At 67.5% G+C, this 16,273-nt stretch carries 15 protein-coding genes and 1 tRNA gene; 6 read left to right on the forward strand and 10 right to left on the reverse strand.

Going from position 1 to position 16,273, the window contains the following annotated elements:
* Positions 1–183: 183 nt before the first annotated feature.
* From UA75_RS29705 to UA75_RS29720, 4 genes are all read right to left on the reverse strand, one after another.
* Entirely contained in the window at positions 184–690 is a 507-nt protein-coding gene (locus UA75_RS29705; RefSeq protein ID WP_075743043.1) for a glycine-rich domain-containing protein, read from the reverse strand.
* Between the two features lie 73 nt (positions 691–763).
* A complete protein-coding gene (locus tag UA75_RS29710; RefSeq protein WP_075743044.1) occupies positions 764–1,060 on the reverse strand; it encodes a hypothetical protein in 297 nt (98 codons plus the stop codon).
* Positions 1,060–1,290: a hypothetical protein gene (locus UA75_RS29715; RefSeq protein WP_083690939.1), complete on the reverse strand. Its 231-nt coding sequence runs from the start codon at positions 1,288–1,290 to the stop codon at positions 1,060–1,062. Before UA75_RS29715 ends, UA75_RS29710 begins: the two co-directional genes overlap by 1 nt.
* The gene (locus UA75_RS29720; RefSeq protein WP_157434506.1) at positions 1,283–1,537 is read right to left on the reverse strand and encodes a hypothetical protein; all 255 of its coding nucleotides are present in this window, start codon (positions 1,535–1,537) and stop codon (positions 1,283–1,285) included. The genes UA75_RS29715 and UA75_RS29720 overlap by 8 nt, the downstream gene beginning before the upstream one ends.
* A 230-nt stretch (positions 1,538–1,767) precedes the next feature.
* Here UA75_RS29720 and UA75_RS29725 point away from each other — a divergent pair, with 230 nt between their 5' ends.
* Positions 1,768–2,967 carry a hypothetical protein gene (locus tag UA75_RS29725; protein ID WP_075743046.1) on the forward strand — a complete coding sequence of 400 codons (1,200 nt, stop codon included), beginning with the start codon at positions 1,768–1,770 and terminating at the stop codon, positions 2,965–2,967.
* Positions 2,968–3,429: 462 nt separating this feature from the next.
* On the opposite strand, the gene UA75_RS29730 is transcribed toward UA75_RS29725, so the two are convergent.
* The 6 genes from UA75_RS29730 to UA75_RS34830 form a co-directional block, all read right to left on the reverse strand.
* Positions 3,430–4,662, reverse strand: coding sequence for a tyrosine-type recombinase/integrase (locus UA75_RS29730; RefSeq protein ID WP_198044212.1), 1,233 nt, complete (start codon positions 4,660–4,662; stop codon positions 3,430–3,432).
* Positions 4,663–4,845: 183 nt separating this feature from the next.
* Positions 4,846–4,921, reverse strand: a tRNA-Lys gene (locus UA75_RS29735).
* A 398-nt stretch (positions 4,922–5,319) separates the two neighbouring features.
* Positions 5,320–6,192, reverse strand: coding sequence for an alpha/beta fold hydrolase (locus UA75_RS29740; protein ID WP_198042876.1), 873 nt, complete (start codon positions 6,190–6,192; stop codon positions 5,320–5,322).
* 323 nt (positions 6,193–6,515) lie between these two features.
* Positions 6,516–7,763 (reverse strand): MFS transporter, encoded by a 1,248-nt coding sequence (locus UA75_RS29745; RefSeq protein ID WP_075743047.1) that lies wholly within the window; start codon positions 7,761–7,763, stop codon positions 6,516–6,518.
* Positions 7,764–8,140: 377 nt separating this feature from the next.
* On the reverse strand, positions 8,141–9,070 hold the full coding sequence (locus tag UA75_RS29750) for a DMT family transporter (protein ID WP_232251133.1): 930 nt from the start codon (positions 9,068–9,070) through the stop codon (positions 8,141–8,143).
* 13 nt (positions 9,071–9,083) lie between these two features.
* Complete coding sequence (locus UA75_RS34830) at positions 9,084–9,467, reverse strand: hypothetical protein (protein ID WP_232251134.1); 384 nt, start codon at positions 9,465–9,467, stop codon at positions 9,084–9,086.
* Between UA75_RS34830 and UA75_RS29755 the strand changes: the two genes are divergently transcribed.
* From UA75_RS29755 to UA75_RS29780, 5 genes are all read left to right on the forward strand, one after another.
* Entirely contained in the window at positions 9,442–9,933 is a 492-nt protein-coding gene (locus UA75_RS29755; RefSeq protein ID WP_232237548.1) for a superoxide dismutase family protein, read from the forward strand. The genes UA75_RS34830 and UA75_RS29755 overlap by 26 nt on opposite strands.
* A 153-nt stretch (positions 9,934–10,086) precedes the next feature.
* Positions 10,087–11,238, forward strand: a complete 1,152-nt coding sequence (dusB, locus tag UA75_RS29760) for a tRNA dihydrouridine synthase DusB (protein WP_075743049.1) — start codon at positions 10,087–10,089, stop codon at positions 11,236–11,238.
* Between the two features lie 2 nt (positions 11,239–11,240).
* Entirely contained in the window at positions 11,241–11,741 is a 501-nt protein-coding gene (locus UA75_RS29765) for a hypothetical protein (protein ID WP_075743050.1), read from the forward strand.
* A 411-nt stretch (positions 11,742–12,152) separates the two neighbouring features.
* Complete coding sequence (locus UA75_RS29770; protein ID WP_083683796.1) at positions 12,153–12,974, forward strand: GGDEF domain-containing protein; 822 nt, start codon at positions 12,153–12,155, stop codon at positions 12,972–12,974.
* Between the two features lie 1,250 nt (positions 12,975–14,224).
* Complete coding sequence (locus UA75_RS29780) at positions 14,225–16,219, forward strand: LCP family protein (protein WP_232251135.1); 1,995 nt, start codon at positions 14,225–14,227, stop codon at positions 16,217–16,219.
* Positions 16,220–16,273: the final 54 nt, after the last annotated feature.

Genomic DNA, 16,273 nt, shown 5'->3' on the forward strand with positions numbered 1-16,273 from the left:
GCGCTGCGACCCGTCACGCCGTCACAGCGGTGGTGACGGGGCGAAGACCGGGCGCTAGCTGCACGAACAGACCGCCGTGACGGGTGTGACGGGTGACGGGAGAACCCGTCACCCGTCACTATTCCTCGGCCATAAGGGCAGATTGTCACCGACTCAAGGCTGAGCCTGCGGCAAGTGACTCAGTCAGGACCCGTCTTCCTCGTCATCCTTGGTGTGGTCCCTGATCTCCTCATCACAGACCCCGATACCGGCCCACAATGCCGAGTCGATCGGCAGATCATGTGCCGCCAACGCCGCGACGGTGTCCCTCGTCCCGTCGCCCGTGCCGTAATCGACGCCCGGACGGTCGTGCGGCGAGTGATGGATGACCCGACCCGCGATCTGCCGACAGAACGCGGCGTACTCGCGGGTGTAGAGGATGAAGCAGTGCCAACCGATGTCGACCAGCGGCGACGGGCTGTAGCCCTTCCCAGGGCTGGTAGCCGCGCAGAGCCGCAGGAAGGTCACGGTTCCCGTCACGATCCGCTCCGCCCACGATCGCTGCTCGGCGTCATCGGCCGTGCCGAACCGCTCGCGGAACTCGGCATCCTTCAACACGCGGCCGATCAGCCGCAACCGCAACTCTTCGTCGATCACCACATCCGGCAGCGGCGGATGTGACGGAGCGAAGGGCATCGTCGAAGTGGTCATGAGCTTCCTTTCGTTCGATGGTGGGTGATGACGACCGCGTCACGTCGTCGGGACGCGGACACTCGGCGGGACGTCAACGGGCAGGGCCGGTGTCGACGTCGTCGGGCCACGCTGTGACGGCGGGCAGCACGGCGGTCGGAAACTGGGATTGCACGTACGGCCGGACCATGCCGGTCCCGGCGTCAAGGTCGACGTCCTTCCACGCGAGCCCCAGGGCATCGCCGGATCGGATGGCACGCGCCAACAGGTCCCGCACCGGGACGGCGTCCGCCTGCCTGCCGTGATGGCGCCCCGGCTGCCCGATGTCGTGCCGGTGTCGGCCCATCGGCTCGTCTCGGCCGTCGCGCGGCACGGGCACCCCGGTCCCCATCACGCACCCGCCCCGGATCGCGGCTGCTTCAGCAGGCACAGCTCACAGGGCATTCCGGCGTAGGCCTCCAACACCTCGGCCGTTCCCCGCGCGATCCGCACCCCGCAGTACGTCGACACCGTCTCGGGGATGCCCACCTCGATGTCGACCGGCACCAGGTGACTCGTGCGCCACGTCTCACCGACGACACCCGGTAGGAACCGCACGATCACAGTCACGAGATCAGCCACGTTCGGCACCACCCGGCACACCGACGCACCGCAGCAGCCGGGACAGCAGCCACGACCCGCGCCGGACCGGGCCGCGCGGGGCTCGCTCGGCGGCCTGCCGCGACGGGTGACCCGCTCGCACCGTGGCCGCGCACTGCCGACACGGCGGCAACGGCTCACAGGTCAACGGCGCGGAAAGCACCGTCGCGCCGCAGACCGCGACGTACTCACCGGACGCGCGGCCTGCCTGCGCGCTCTCATCGGTCACCGCGTGATCCACGCCGTGTTCGGTCGACGTCAGCCACGTCGTCCACAACCGACCGGTTCTCTGTTTCGACAATCCCTCATCTGACACCCCGACACCTCCCGCTGACGTTCAACAGCAGAAGTCAGCTTCGATCGGGTGAGATGCAGAAGGAACGACCTGACAGCGACCTATGGCGACCATTTGCGACCTAGACTCATCGGCGCTGACATCAGTGATACGGAGCGCAGCCGATGAGCGAACCACCTCGCGAACACCCACCGCGCACCCTCTTAGGCGAACTGATCCGCCAGCGTGGCCAGACGGCCGAGGAGTTCAGCGAGACTGCCGAGCGCTTCGCCCGCGAACACGGCATGGATGCGACGTTGAGCGTCCGGCATGTCCAACGACTGGCATCGGGACACCGCGCAGACGGCAAGCCACTCGGACAGGTCCGGCCCGTCACCCGACGCCTGCTCGAAGAGATGTTCGGGGTGCCGATCGACCGGCTGTTGCAACCGGCACAGGTCGAACCGAGCGAGGACGCCACGACGGCCGACGTGGTTCGCGAGCTGCGAGCCCGGATCGCAGCCGGGCGAACCGTGGACGCCGACACGGTGGCGCTGCTCCGCCAACGACTCGACATCACGCGGGTACTCGATCGCCGGTTGGGCGGAACGACGCTGCTCGGCGAACTACGCGGCCAGATCGACCAGTTGGAACGCCTGCTGTCCGACGTACTCCGCGAACCCACCCGATCCGAACTCGCCGCGCTACTTGTGGACGCCTCGACGCTGGCCGCGTGGCAGTCGCTTGATCAAGGCGAGACCGGGCAGGCATGGAACCACTACAACCGAGCACGAGCGGCGGCACGCGAGGCTGAGAGCCGGTCGCTAGAGGCCTACGCCTCCGCAAGTCAGGCCGTCGTACTGCTCGACATCGGCGAGACCGCCGAAGCCGTCGAACTCACCGACCACGCGCGACGGATCGCCACCGGCAAGGCATCTCGGCTACTGGCCGCCTGGCTCGCGGCGGGACACGGGGAGGCACTGGCGACCTGTGGCGAAGACGTGAAGAGCCTTGCCCTGTTCGATGCCGCGTCAGATTCGTTGTGCGTCGGGGAAGACTCGGCAGAGACGCCCTACCTCGTCTTCGACGCCACCCACCTCGCACGGTGGCGTGGAAGCGCGCTCGCGCGGCTAGGGCATGGCGAGGCATACGGGGCGCTCTCCGCCGCGCTCGACAGACTCGATCCCAGCTTCACCCGAGCGGAAACGGCGCTGAGAGTCGATCTCACGCACGTTCACACTGCGCGTGGCGAGTTGGATGCGGCAGCCGCGCACGGAGATCGTGCGCGGCTGCTGGCACAACAGATCGGGTCGGTACGGCAGAAGAGCCGTCTCGGCCGCAGTACGAACAACCGCATAGCCGAGACAAAGGTTCGGTTCACCTAGATTCTTGACACCCTGCCCTCGCTAAATTTCCCGCATAGCAACTATCGCACCGGACAACAGCTTGACTCGGAGACCGAACGCAGCATCCGAACACGATGTCCCCGGATATCTTTCCTGCCTGCACCACATTCCCGATCGAATGGCTCGATACCGCGTTGAGCCGGCGTGGATGCACGTACGCCGAACGAGGTCGGCTACCGCGACTCAGCCGAGCCGCGACCATTGCCGAACAGCGCACCGCAAAAGAGATCACCAGGACGGTTAGGAAGACAACCGGCAGGAAAGCCGCAATCAAGATCGGGAGATTTCCCAACACGAACGCCGCAAGAGTGAAGTCGTCTCCTTTATGGTTGCCACTGACGAGCCGCAATGAGGTCCGGACACAGCGTGGACCACAAGAGCACTCTTATCAACAGGTGTCCCTCTAGGGAGCCGATTGGATCGGCTCACCGAGCTTAGCTCTTACTCGCCGTCGGCGACAGGCCTACTCGGCATCCGAGACGCCATCAGCTCCGCTGCCTGCGCGTCTGCCCCGGCAACCCATGCCGCGTACACCCGAAGCGTGGTAGTTCCGCCGCCGCCATGGCCCAGTCGCCCTGCCACCGTGCGTAGATCGACGCCTGCCGTGATGAGCTCAGTAGCGCTGTAGTGACGGAGCGCATGTAGGTGCGTGGTGATCCCGAGGTCGGCGACCATCCTCGAATACCGGTGCGTGATGCCGTCCGCATCACATGGTCGATCATGCGCAGAAGAATAGGAGAAGAGGAAGACATCGTCAGCTACGGGCGAGTCGAGTTCTATGCGACGCTGTTCGATGTCGGCGATGTGATCGGCCAACAGGCCCGTCGTCGTCGAATCCACTGAGATCCTGCGCATCTGGTGGCTCTTGGTGTCCTTCTCGGCGAGCACGCCATCAGCTTTGACGAGGTTGGTTCGCACTTCGATGACTGCGCGACATCTATGCTCCACACAGTCGTGCTCACCTTTTTCCGAATGATTGAACAGCACGCGGGACGGCCGAAGTGCAACCAGTTCGCCGCGTCGCATTCCGGTGACCATCACCAGCCAGACCAGCATCCCCCAACCTGCTCCCTGTTCCCATGCCTTATTGACGATGAGGGCGGCCTCGTCAGATGTCGGAGGTTGGGGTTGTGGACGTGGTGCGCGCGGCTTGCGGGCAGCCTCCACCGGATTGAACGAGATCCATCCCCACCGAACAGCGGCGTTCAGCGCGCCGGACAGCACGGCGTGCACCTGTCGGACCGAGGAGACCGCCAGCGGCTTGCACACGTGCGGCGTGCACCGTGCATCGCACTCATGAGGCTTCGTCACCCGGTGATCGACCCGTGTCTTCGTCTTCCGGCACCGGCGACGACAGCGCTTCAACTCGGAGGCAAGGTCCTCGTAGATCTTCGGCCCGAGCTGCATCAGGCGCGTCAGGCTCTTCTCGCCGAGCACGGGACGGATGAAGTTGCGTGCCAGCAACGTGTACGAACTCGCCGTGGTCTTCGCCACCTCATGACTGCGCAGCCACTCGTCTAAGAGTTGGTTGAGTGTCGCGTTGGTCTTCGATGTCTTGTGGTCCCGCACCTCGGCGCGCAAGCGATCACGAATCTCGATCGCCTCATCCTCGGTCCCAGCCGACCTGGTGACCATGACCGGGTTGCCGGTGTCCTGGTCGTACCCGGTGAACACTCGTACCTGGTAGCGCGTCCCTCGTGGACGGATGCCGGTGAGGTCCTTGGTCTTCTTCGTCCTGGACATGACCAGCACGTTAGCGCCGATCTATTGGACACGAAGTTGGACAGCGCCCAGTGCAGCGACCATCAAGACGATCATGAATCGCTGCATCCGAGCTGGTGAACGGCATGTTGACCTTGGTGGGCCGCCCGGGGCTCGAACCCGGAACCTACTGATTAAAAGTCAGCAGCTCTACCGATTGAGCTAACGGCCCGCACAGTGCAGTCTAGCGGGACGGGGTCGGGTGTCCGGCAGCGTGGTGCGTCGCTCTGCGCTGCAGAGTCGACCAGCAGGCCTGCGGTCCTTCGAGTCGGTGTCGGCGATCTGCTCGGCTGGCACCGCAGCGGCAGCCATGAGCCGCTGTGAGCGAGTGCCGACCAGGGCCGAGAACCCTTCCGGATGCGGGTCCGACAGATCCGAACTACGCCCCGCATCGTCTCGGTCAGCAGCTCACACAGCGGCGTCGAAGATCATGATTCGAACTCCTGCGGGCAGGCCCTCACCGACGACGGACGTCGCGAGGTTCTGCCCGCAGCGAGTCAGGTGGCAGTCCGCCCGGCCAAAGCCGTCATCCCCGCCATCAACAGCGACGACGACGCGAGCGCCGACTTGCTACCTTGCCCTGGAAGCTAAGAGGTCCAGCATCCGACCAAGATTATCTACGGTCAACGAAAGGTGGCCATGCCCAGCCTCCAGATGAGAAACAACGTTGTTGAGATTGCTGGCGAGCCATTTTCCGTGCGCCAACGGGACCATTTTGTCCAGATCGCCATGCCACAGTTCTACCGGGGCCTTGATCTCATCGAGGTCAAAGCCCCAAGGACGGGTGAGGGCGGCGAGATCGGCCACCCATCCTTCATTCCCCAACCGGAGCGCGTGATCCACGGACACGGCATTCTCTACCCCGAAGGCCGACTGCATCGCAGCGACATCCACGTCCGGTAGAACGGAGTTCAGTTCGTCGGCCACTCCTTCCGGCTGCGTGCCCAGCATCGCCGCCGACATGGAGTCGATGACCTCACGCATGGCCTGCTCGCCTCGTTCAACGCTGCGGAATGATATCTGGTTCTGCACACCCATTCCACCGATGAAATCAAGACCCGGAGCATTGAACGGGGCGAACGACGCGCTGGTGAGCACCCCGACCACCCGCCCGGCGTCTACCGCCGCGCTCGCCAGCGCGTGCGGGCCACCCGCAGACCAGCCAAAGGAGAGATACTCAGAGATCCCCAACCGGTCGAGAAGCTGGCCACAGTCTCTCGCCGAGTCGGCGACCGTCCGACCAGGCGAGGGGGTCGACTCCCCGTGACCAGCCCGCGAATAGGTGAGCATTCTGTATCCGCGCTCAATCAATGGATCAAGAATTGTTCCCATCGGCACGGCCGAGCCCGGCATTCCATGGTGGACCAGAACGACTGGGCCGACCTCCGGCCCCGAAATCTCGTACTCGAGATCTCGGCCGTCCGACAGTCGCATCAGTTGCATGGGGTCTCCTATTTCTGGGCGCACGTCGCTGAGATTCGACGAACCGTCGCTCAAAATCCTGTTCCGGGCTTATTGAAGACCGGCGCGAGGTAGGTCGACGGTTGCAAAGACAGCGTAGATGACTTCGATACGGCGGCCTTCGAGACAACTCAGGGGTAGTGCTGAAACACTTGCACTGGACGCGCCTGGGCGATTATCATGCGCGGCCGATCAGGTTCAGGACGGAGCGGAACGGCTGGTCGCTTCGGTTGCATCGACCGCGCCGAGGCCGCCGACATCGGTCTGATTGTGAATGCGCCCGCCACAAGAGCAGCGTGGGCTGGTCAGTGTCCCGACTCCTCTGGTGTCGGAAGGCAGAATCTCCGGTACGGCCGGTTGGTCATTCCGACTATCGCGACGACCACCACGCAGGCAAGGCCGCCGGTGACGAGGGCGAACGGGGCGGACGTTCCCCCCGCGACGAGTCCGGCGCGGAAGTTCCCGACTTCGGGCCCCGCGGCGCCGATGACGTGTTCGACGGCGGAGACGCGGCCGCGATGCGAGTCCGGAGTGGTCAGTTGGACCATCGCCCCTCTGGTGACCACGGAGACCGTGTCGGCGGCACCGGCGACCACCAGAGCGACGAAGGCGAGCCAGAAGGGTCCGGCCAGGCCGAAGACCGCCAGGGCGATCCCCCAGGTGCCCGCGGCGACCAGTTGCACCACGCCGCTGCGGCGAAGCCGGATCACCGTCCCCGAGATCAGGCCTGCTCCGATGCCGCCGACGGCGACAGCGGTGAGGAACAGGCCGAGGGTGCGCGGGTCGCCGTCGAATCGGATCTCGTTGACGAGGGGGAACAGCGCGACCGGCATCGCCAGCAGCGTGGCGGCGAGGTCGGTCGCGAAGCAGCCCCACAACTCTGGCCTGCGCGCGACGAGACGCCATCCGTCGATCGTCGCGCGCAGACCGGGGCGATCCGGACGGCCGAGCGGCGGCAGATCAGGCAGCCGGACGATGCTGATCAGCGCCGCCCCACAGGCAACGGCCTGCCCCAGGTAGGCGGCGGTGAGGCCCCACTCGGCGAGGATGAGCCCGGCCAGCGCGGGCCCGAGCAGCATCGATGCCTGGAAGGCGATGTTCTGCAAGGCCACTCCTGCGGCGACCTGCCCGGTGACCAACAGCCGGGTCGGCATCGTCCGACGGGCTGGCGCGCCGAGCGCGCCGCAGGCTGCCTGGACCGAGACCAGACCCAGCACGAGGGCAAGCGAGGCCGTGTCGGAGAACGCCTGCACAGCCAGGCCCAGCGCCGCCAGGAACTGCCCGACGGAGGTCAGCAGGACGAGCCTGCGGCGATCCAGGGCGTCGGCCAACGAACCACCGACAAAGGTGAAGACGAGCAGCGGAACAGCGGTGGCAAGTCCGATCGCGCCCGTCCAGACCGGGTCGTGGGTGAGCTGCCACACCTGGAGCAGCACGGCCACCGAGGCGACCTGCTGCCCCAGTCCGGACAGCAGTGATCCGAGCCATAACTCCCGGAATGCGCGACTGGAGCGCAGCGGCCGAAGGTCGATCAATCGATTCGCAAGGCTCACCCTGGCACTCCGACAGCGGGCCACGGCGGCTGTCCCGGCATATCCACCGCGCCAATGTAACAGCGCTAATTCAATAATCTCCCGTCGTTTTCCGGGGGACGTAGACCTCGGCGGGAACGGTCCCGGCGAGCAGGCGTCTCGGCGAACCGCGTCTCGGGTCTGTCGCCGCCACGGATCTGCGGCTCGGCAGCCTCGTCGGCGGGCCGACGCCCGACGCCGTCGCCGCATGGTCCGCCCCGCCCGGCCTCCACGGGACAGACCACACGACACCCGCCCGGGCCGCATCTGAAGCAGGCCGTATCCACCAACAGCTCGCGCGCGAGGAGGCTTCCGTGGCGGACACGCCACGGGCGGGCACCTGCGGACGGTGCCGCCGCTCAGTGCGGCGCCACCACCGGCTTCGAACGCACCTTCTCGTGCCAGCCGAGACCCGTGATCGAGCCCACCACGACCAGGAACCCGATCCACTGCGTCAGCGACAGTTCCACCCCGAGCAGACCGACCCCGATCAGCGCGGCCGTCGCCGGGAACGCCAACTCCGCGAGCGTGGCGCGCGATGCGGGCGTGGCACGAAGGCCGACGTAGTACAGGCTCAGCCCGAGCAGACCGGGGACCACCGCGAGCAGGACTAGGCCGAGCGCGTTGTCCCAGCCGACCAGAACGGGGTCGCCCTGCCAGAGCAGGACGACGGCGGCAGCGGGAAGTCCGATGCTGAACCGGAGCACGGTGACGTCTCTCGGCGACATCGACGCACTCACCAGCCTGCCCAGCACGGTGCCCGCCGCCCACAACACGGCGGCCCCGAGGGCGAAGAACGCGGACTGCGCCGCCGTGACCTGCACCGAGAGAGGATTCGGGAAGCTCAGCAGCCAGGCCCCGATCAACGCGGGCACCGCGAAGAACCAGTACGTCGCCCTGATCCGCTCGGCAAGCAGCCAGTAGGCCGCGAGCACGGCGAACAGCGGCTGGAGCTTCTGGAGCACCAGCGGCGTGATCGCATCGCCGACGGCGAACGACGCGGTGAACAACGCCGTGGCCACGGCCGACGCGCCCGCGCCGATGACGACCAGCGCGAGGCGCTCGCGCCAGGAGCAGGCGGCGAACGCGCGAAGAGCCCTCGGCAGGAAGGGAAGCACCAGCAGCACGATGATCAGGTGCTCCCAGAAGACCACCGAGGCCGCGGGCAGCGCCTCGGCGAGCGGCTGCCGAAGCAGGCCGTCCGTCCCCCACAACGCCGCCGCACAGGCGACCAGCCACGTTCGGTCGGCAACGGTCCCCGACGAACTGTTCACTGCGGTTCGATTCACTCGAACAAGCTAATCACGACGGCTTTTCGAATCGGCCGTCGTGATCAGCCGAAACCCAGGTCGACCTGCTGTTTCCGATGTGATGTTCCACATGCCCAACATCACGGGCAGGCGTCGTTCGGCGATGCGTGACGGGATGGCGACGCAGGGTGCGGTAGGTGATGGTGGGACTCGTGTTGAAGAAGACGACGACTGCGCTGACCACCGTGCTGGCGGTGTGCGGGCTGGGCATCACGCCAGTCGCCGCCGCAGGCCCCACTCCGCCTACTCCGCCCTCTCCGCCCTCCTCGACCTCTCCGACCTCTCCGACCTCTCCGACCTCCTCTGCATCCTCTGCATCCTCGACCTCCTCTGCATCCTCCTCATTCCAGGTGTCCTCCTCATTTCTGCGGATCACCACCTCGACGTTCGTCGCGCCGCCCGCGCGGACCAGCGCCGTCACCTACGACCCGGTCATGGTTCCGACCGGCTCCAAGGTCGCGGTCACCGCGTGGGGGCTCTGGGACGGCCGCACGAACATCGTGCTCGGGGTCACGGGGCTCACCCCCGGCCATGCCTACGGCGCGCATCTGCACCAGGAGCCCTGCGGCGACGAACCCGAGGATGCCGGACCGCACTATCAGAACGAGGTCGATCCGGTTCAGCCGTCCGTCGATCCGGCCTACGCAAACCCGGAGAACGAGGTGTGGCTGGACTTCACCCCCGACGCCGACGGCGAGGCCGTCGCGATGACCTCGGTCGGTTGGCGTCCCACCGGGAGCGAGCGGCGTTCGGTCGTGATCCATGCCCACCACACCGCGACGGGCGAGGGAGAGGCGGGAACTGCGGGCGAGAGACTGGCCTGCGTCACCGTCCGGGCCTGACCGGATCATTCCGGCGCGTTCGAGGAGCTGCGACGGCGAGGCTCGGGCCCGGCACACCCAGGCGTGGCGGGCCCGCCAGGCTCCGAACGGCGCGGCGGGCGAAAGACCCTCCTCGCACCCGTCGGCTGCGTGCGGTGGACGCCACCAGCGATAATGGCGGACGTGTCATCTCAGACCCTCTCCAGGCCTGCGCTCAAGGTCGGCCCCTACGCGGTCGACCCGCCGGTGGTGCTCGCCCCGATGGCGGGCATCACCAACGTCGCCTTCCGCAGACTGTGCCGCACCTACGGGGCGGGGCTCTACGTCTGCGAGATGATCACGACGCGGGCACTGGTCGAACGACACCCGCAGACCATGCACATGATCAGCTTCGATCCGGAGGAGCATCCGAGGTCGCTGCAGCTCTACGGCGTCGACCCCGAGACGATGGCGAAAGCCGTCCGGATGATCGTCGAGGAGAATCTCGCCGACCACGTCGACATGAACTTCGGCTGCCCCGTGCCGAAAGTCACGCGAAAAGGCGGGGGCGCGGCATTGCCGTACAAGCGGCGGTTGTTCGCCGCGATCGTTCGGGCCGCGGTGACCGAGGCCGCACCCGCCGGAATTCCGGTCACGGTCAAGTTCCGAATCGGAATCGACGACGATCACACGACGTTCCTGGATGCAGGTCGGATCGCCGAGCAGGAGGGCGCCGCTGCGGTGGCGCTGCACGCCAGGACTGCCGCACAGCGGTATTCCGGAACGGCGGACTGGGCCGCGATCACCGCGTTGAAGTCGGCGGTCCGCAGCATTCCGGTGCTCGGCAACGGTGACATCTTCAGTGCGGCGGACGCGATGAGGATGGTCGAGACGACCGGCTGCGACGGCGTCGTGGTCGGGCGCGGGTGCCTCGGACGTCCATGGTTGTTCCGGGACCTGCAGGAGGCGTTTGCCGGACGGCCGGTGCCCGCGGGCCCCGATCTCGGCGAGGTCGCCGAGGTCATGCATCGTCACGCCGTCCTGCTCGCCGAGCATCTGGGCCACGACAAGGGATTGCGGGACCTTCGCAAGCACATGGCGTGGTACCTCCGGGGCTTTCCGATCGGATCGGATCTGCGGCGTTCCTTCGGCATGGTGTCCGTTCTCGGTGAACTGGAGGACCTGCTGGCCCGACTCGATCCATCCGTGCCCTTCCCCGAGGACGCCGAGGGTCCTCGGGGAAGGCAGGGCTCGGCGGGCCGGGTGTCCCTTCCCGAGGGCTGGCTGGACGACCCGGAGGACGTCTCGGTGCCGCATGCGGCCGAGGTCGACAGCTCCGGCGGCTGACGATGGGACGCGGTCGCTCGGCCCCGGCCGCCGTGCTGCTGAGCCTGCTGTTGTCGACCGGATGCAGCGGCCCGCCCGCGCCGCCACGGGACGTGGAGCATGGCGGCGCGGCAGGCCGCCAGGGCGCGGCAGACGAGGCGCCGAACGAGCAGGCAGAGGAACACCGCGAGCTGATCCGCGCCTACTTCGCCGGCCTGAACTCGGCCGGGCTGGCGGGCCGCGAGGCGCAGCGCGACTTCTTCGAACGCACCGGGCATCCCGGGCAAGGCACGCCCTGTGACCTCGGCGAACTGACGATCAGCATCGAGCCGACCCTGTCCACGCTGCGCACCGATCCGCACTGGCAGCCCGCGGGCGGGCAGTCTCCCGACGGAGTGAGCTACGTGGTCGCCGTGTCAGCCGTCTGGCGGCAGGGGGGCAGCACGGTGAGCAACCAGATCAGCGGGCAGCATCTCGTGGTGTCGGACGACACGGTCTACGGTTTCGCGCCCTGTCCTCGGTAAGTCTCCGAGGGCTCGACGGTCGGTCCGCCGACGCATCGGCCCCTCCGTGATGAACGTCACTGGTTTCACTCGACCGGGCGCATCATCCGCCACAACGCTGCTCCAACCGGGTCACCCGCAGGCGAACGGCTTGGTCGGAGCGTCCAACTCGGGTAAATGATGCTCCAACGAATGGACTAGCTCTAATGGGTTGAATGGACTACTACCCGGTCAGCCAGATGAGCGAAACCGACCGTCTCGGGGCCGTCCGCCTCAAGCCCGACGGCGAAGCAGACGACTACTAAGACAGGTAGGGAGGTGAGTGCGGTGACCGTACTACAACCCGACATCGGCGAGTCCGATCCGGTCCGACGCGAGGCGACAGCAGAGTCGCCGGCTGCCCCAGTGCCTCCGAGAGAGTCTGCCGAAGCCATGACGACGCGACGGCACCCCGACGAGCTGACGGACAGCTCGGGGCTGGTGCGGCTGCACGAGTCGATCGCAGCACTGCTCGCGTCTCGCGGGCAGTGGCGGCAGGCGTATCACCATCTGCGTTCCGCACTCGATCTCGCCTCCGCCAAGGGCTCCGAGCCGATCCACGTCCCCGAACAGCTGCGACGCGAGGTCGACCGGCTGCGCAAGGAGCACGCCGAGGTGCAGGAACAGAGTCTTCGGGACAGTCTCACGTCGAGCTACAACCGGCGCTACCTCGATCAGCGGCTGCTCGCGCTTCCCGGCGAGATGGACGAGCGCAGCGCAGGCCTCGCTGTCGCGCTGGTCGACCTCGACTGGTTCAAGCAGGTCAACGACACCTACGGACATCTGCTCGGCGATCGTGTGTTGCAACGTGTCGTGGAGTTGCTGCAGGAGGGCCTGCCCGCCGGGGCGTTCTGTGCTCGTTACGGCGGCGAGGAGTTCGTCCTCGTACTGCCCGACGTCGACGCCGCCACCGCCGTCGCGGTGTGTGAGACGACCCGAGCCCGCATCGAGCGCCATGCCTGGCAACAACTCGTCGTGGGTCTACGGGTGACCGTGAGCATCGGTCTCGCTCATGAGCAGCGAGTCGCACAGGCCGCAGGACGGCTGCCGACCAGCCACGAAGAGCAGCTGCTTCGCGCCGACAGCCTGCTCTACACGGCGAAACAGTCCGGCCGTAACGCCGTCGCCTATCAGGAGGACGGCGTCGCTCATCTCGCAGGCGCCGCAGCAGGCAGGCGAACGGTCGTCGCTCCCCGTGTGGTGGGTTACTACTGAGAGATCGGCGCTCACTCGACAAGGCTTGAGAAACCGTGTAAACCGTCCGTGATTCCTCCCGTCCGAACGTGGCAGGAAACACGAATAGTATCGACGACGTGGTGACCAAGCCGTAATATCATGGCGCGCTTAATCACCCAATCGGGCAGCTTGACAGTCACCCCACGTATCGGACCAGATGCTTGCTGCGCGACGTGCACTGCAGTGAGCGCGTTCACGAGGAAGGAGATCGGGTGCCGGACGATTATCGTGCCGACGGTTCCCGCCCGCGCCGATCGACCGCATCGCACGGCGAGGACGCCGAAGCCGATGAGGGACGCCGCCGCCGATACAGCGAGCCGCCGACCGGACGTCGCAGGCGTTCCACCGACGATCCCGGCGGCATGACGGTGTCCGACCTGCTCGCCCGACACGGCGGCCCGCGCCGAGGGCGCCGCGCCGCGCCGGACCCCGACGACGAGATGGCGTCGGCGGAGCACACCCCGGCCCCGGATTTCGCACCGCCGCCGATGCACCCCGGGCCCACCGAGCGAGCCGCACCGCCTCGGACGCCGCGATCCGCTCGGGGATCACGGGAGCCGGAGCCGCCGATCGAAGAGCCGACGACGCAGCACCCGGTCGGTCGCCCGGCACCCGGGCCCGGTCGTCGGGCCGAGTCCGGCCGCAGGCGAGCGCCCGAGCAGGTGGAGCCCGAGTTCGATCGGGCCGCGCCACCATCGGAACCGCCGCACCAGCAGACCTCCGCAGCGCAGAGGCCGCCGCAACAGCCGGACCCTCGGCAACGGCAGAGCCCGCCGCAGCGGCAGCGGCCGCCTCGTCGACCACAGCCCGCACCCGCGCCGCCGCCCGCTTCGACCGGCGAGGCTCGCGATTTCGGCGTCGTCCCGCTGGCCGATCGGCCGGAGACCGCACCGCCCCCGGGGACCGAGCAGCGGCCCCGGCCCCATCGACCTCGTCCATCGGAACCCGGTGTCGACGCACAGTCCGCGCCTGCGCCGGGCGACGTCCGCAGGCGTCAGCCCCGCCCACCGGCTCCCGGCCGAGACCTCGCCGGACCTGCCGTCCACGATGGACCGCAGGCGAACCCCGAGACGGCCGCTACCCGCAGGCCGATGCCGCCCGGCCGCCCGACACCGCCGCCCGGCGCGGCCGCGCCGCCCGCAGGCCCGCCGCAGTCGCGACCACGTCCACCGCAGCAGGCGGAGCAGGGCATGCCGCCCGTCAGCGACGCGCGGCGTGATCCCGGGCCGATGACGGAGGAGACCCCGCTCACCCGGCACACCCGCAACATCGATGAGACCCTCGCCCGGTTCTCGGCGGTACACGACGAGATGCAGGCCGAGCTGGCCGAGAAGGAACGGCGCCGAGGCAAGCTCGGCAAGATCATCAACAAGTTCATCGACGATGACGATGAACCCTTCGACGACGGCGACCCGCCGACGACGACGATCCGTGTGGATGCGAACCCCCGACGGCGGTTCGCCCGTCGCACCACCCCTGCGGACGGCGCGGAGTCGGCCGAGCAGCCGCACGAGGACGACGAGTTCGACGCGAAGCTCGATCACGGTGACGATGACGACGATCCGCCGCCGCCCTCGGTCAAGGCGAAGACGGTCGTGCCCGCGCCATCGGCGAAACCAGCGCCCGCGCGCATGGCGGGCCGTGCCGTCGCCGTCGTCCTCGCCTCGATGATCTTCCTGGTGACGGGGTTCGGCTGGGGCGCTCGCGGTTGGGTCGACAACCAGTTCCGGGAGATCTCGGCGCTGGACGACGACTCCGGTCTGGTCAACGAACCGGAGAAGCAGTACGGCGACGAGAACTTCCTGATCGTCGGGTCCGACAGTCGGGCAGGCGCGAGCGAGGGCGACAACGTCGGCACGACCGAGGATCACGACGGCGCGCTGGCGGACGCCGTGATGGTCGCGCACATTCCCGCCAGCCGGGAACGGGTCGTCGTGGTCAGCTTCGCCCGCGACCTCGAGGTGGCGCGGCCGGAATGCGAGCGTTGGGACTCCACGACCGGGGACTACCTCGGCGAGCAAATCCCTCCCGAGGAGTACGCCCAGCTCAACGAGGTGTACGGCATCGGAGGACCGCAGTGCCTGCGCAAGGTCGTGCAGAGCATCTCGGGTCTGAGCTTCAGCCACTTCGTCGGCATCGACTTCAACGGCTTCCGCGACATGGTCGACGCCGTCGATGGCGTCGAGATCTGCACGCCCATTCCCCTGATCGATGACGAGCTCGGCACCGTCATCCCCACGGCCGGTCAGCAGGTCATCGACGGCGCAGCCGCACTCAACTACGTCCGGGCCCGCAGCGTGCAGGGCGATATCACCTCGGACTACGGCCGGATGTACCGGCAGCAGCTCTTCCTCTCCTCCCTGCTGCGCAAGGTGATGTCCTCCGAGGTCCTCCTCGACCCCGGCCAGCTCACCGGCTTCGTCCAGGCCTTCGCTCGGAACACCTTCGGCGAGAACCTGTCGGTGGACGGCCTGATGACCCTGGCGCAGTCGTTGCAGTCGCTGCAGACCGGGCGGATCACCTTCGTGACCCTCCCCACTGTCGGTACCGCGAACGAGCGGAACAACGAGGTCATGCGTCCGGACGACGTGAACGCGCTCTTCCAGGCGATCATCGACGACCAGCCGCTGCCGGATGAGGCACCGCTGCCCGGCGAGGAGAACGAGAGCGCGGACTCCGACAACGCGGGCGCGGCAGCTGGTGACGACGGTGCGGGATCCGCCGACTCTGCAGACCTCGTGTCCCCCGACGGCGTCCGAATCCAGGTTCTCAACGGCAGTGAGATGAGCGGGGCATCGCGTACCGTCTCGGCCTCCCTGGGAGAGCTCGGCTTCGACGTGGTGTTCTACGGCAACGCGCCTGCGCCGGTCGACCAGACCACCGTTCGCTACGCCCCACAGCGGGCGGCGGAGGCAGCCACGCTCGCGGCGACGCTGAACAACGCCGTGTTGGAGGAAGACCCCTCTGTGGGCGGTGCAGTCGTCTTAGTGATCGGTCCCGACTATGACGGCGACGTGTCGGCGCCGAGCCGCGGCACCTCGGCGGGCGGCGTGAGCATCGGCCCGTCCTCGCTGTCGGCAGCGGACAGCGGAGAAGGCGGCGAAGGCACCGAGGACTCCGAAGGCGCAGCTGGCGGAGCGGACGGCGAGCCCTCCGGCGTGCCGGACAACCTCAACACCATCAACGCGGAGAACGCCGAATGCGGGTTCTGGGAGGGCGGGTGAGGAACACTTGACGACATGCCTTCACCCGCTGTTCACCCAGGTGGCGGATGTGAC

This window comes from Actinoalloteichus sp. GBA129-24 (genome assembly GCF_001941645.1).
Classification (GTDB): domain Bacteria; phylum Actinomycetota; class Actinomycetes; order Mycobacteriales; family Pseudonocardiaceae; genus Actinoalloteichus_A; species Actinoalloteichus_A fjordicus.

Bases quoted from the DNA above. Each gene is read 5' to 3' on its own strand.
- UA75_RS29765 (WP_075743050.1), top strand. From the start codon at position 11,241: ATGGGACGCGGTCGCTCGGCCCCGGCCGCCGTGCTGCTGAGCCTGCTG.
- dusB (WP_075743049.1), top strand. From the start codon at position 10,087: ATGGCGGACGTGTCATCTCAGACCCTCTCCAGGCCTGCGCTCAAGGTC.
- UA75_RS29780 (WP_232251135.1), top strand. From the start codon at position 14,225: ATGACGGAGGAGACCCCGCTCACCCGGCACACCCGCAACATCGATGAG.
- UA75_RS29710 (WP_075743044.1), bottom strand. From the start codon at position 1,060: ATGGGGACCGGGGTGCCCGTGCCGCGCGACGGCCGAGACGAGCCGATG.
- UA75_RS29705 (WP_075743043.1), bottom strand. From the start codon at position 690: ATGACCACTTCGACGATGCCCTTCGCTCCGTCACATCCGCCGCTGCCG.
- UA75_RS29770 (WP_083683796.1), top strand. From the start codon at position 12,153: ATGACGACGCGACGGCACCCCGACGAGCTGACGGACAGCTCGGGGCTG.
- UA75_RS29725 (WP_075743046.1), top strand. From the start codon at position 1,768: ATGAGCGAACCACCTCGCGAACACCCACCGCGCACCCTCTTAGGCGAA.
- UA75_RS29740 (WP_198042876.1), bottom strand. From the start codon at position 6,192: ATGCAACTGATGCGACTGTCGGACGGCCGAGATCTCGAGTACGAGATT.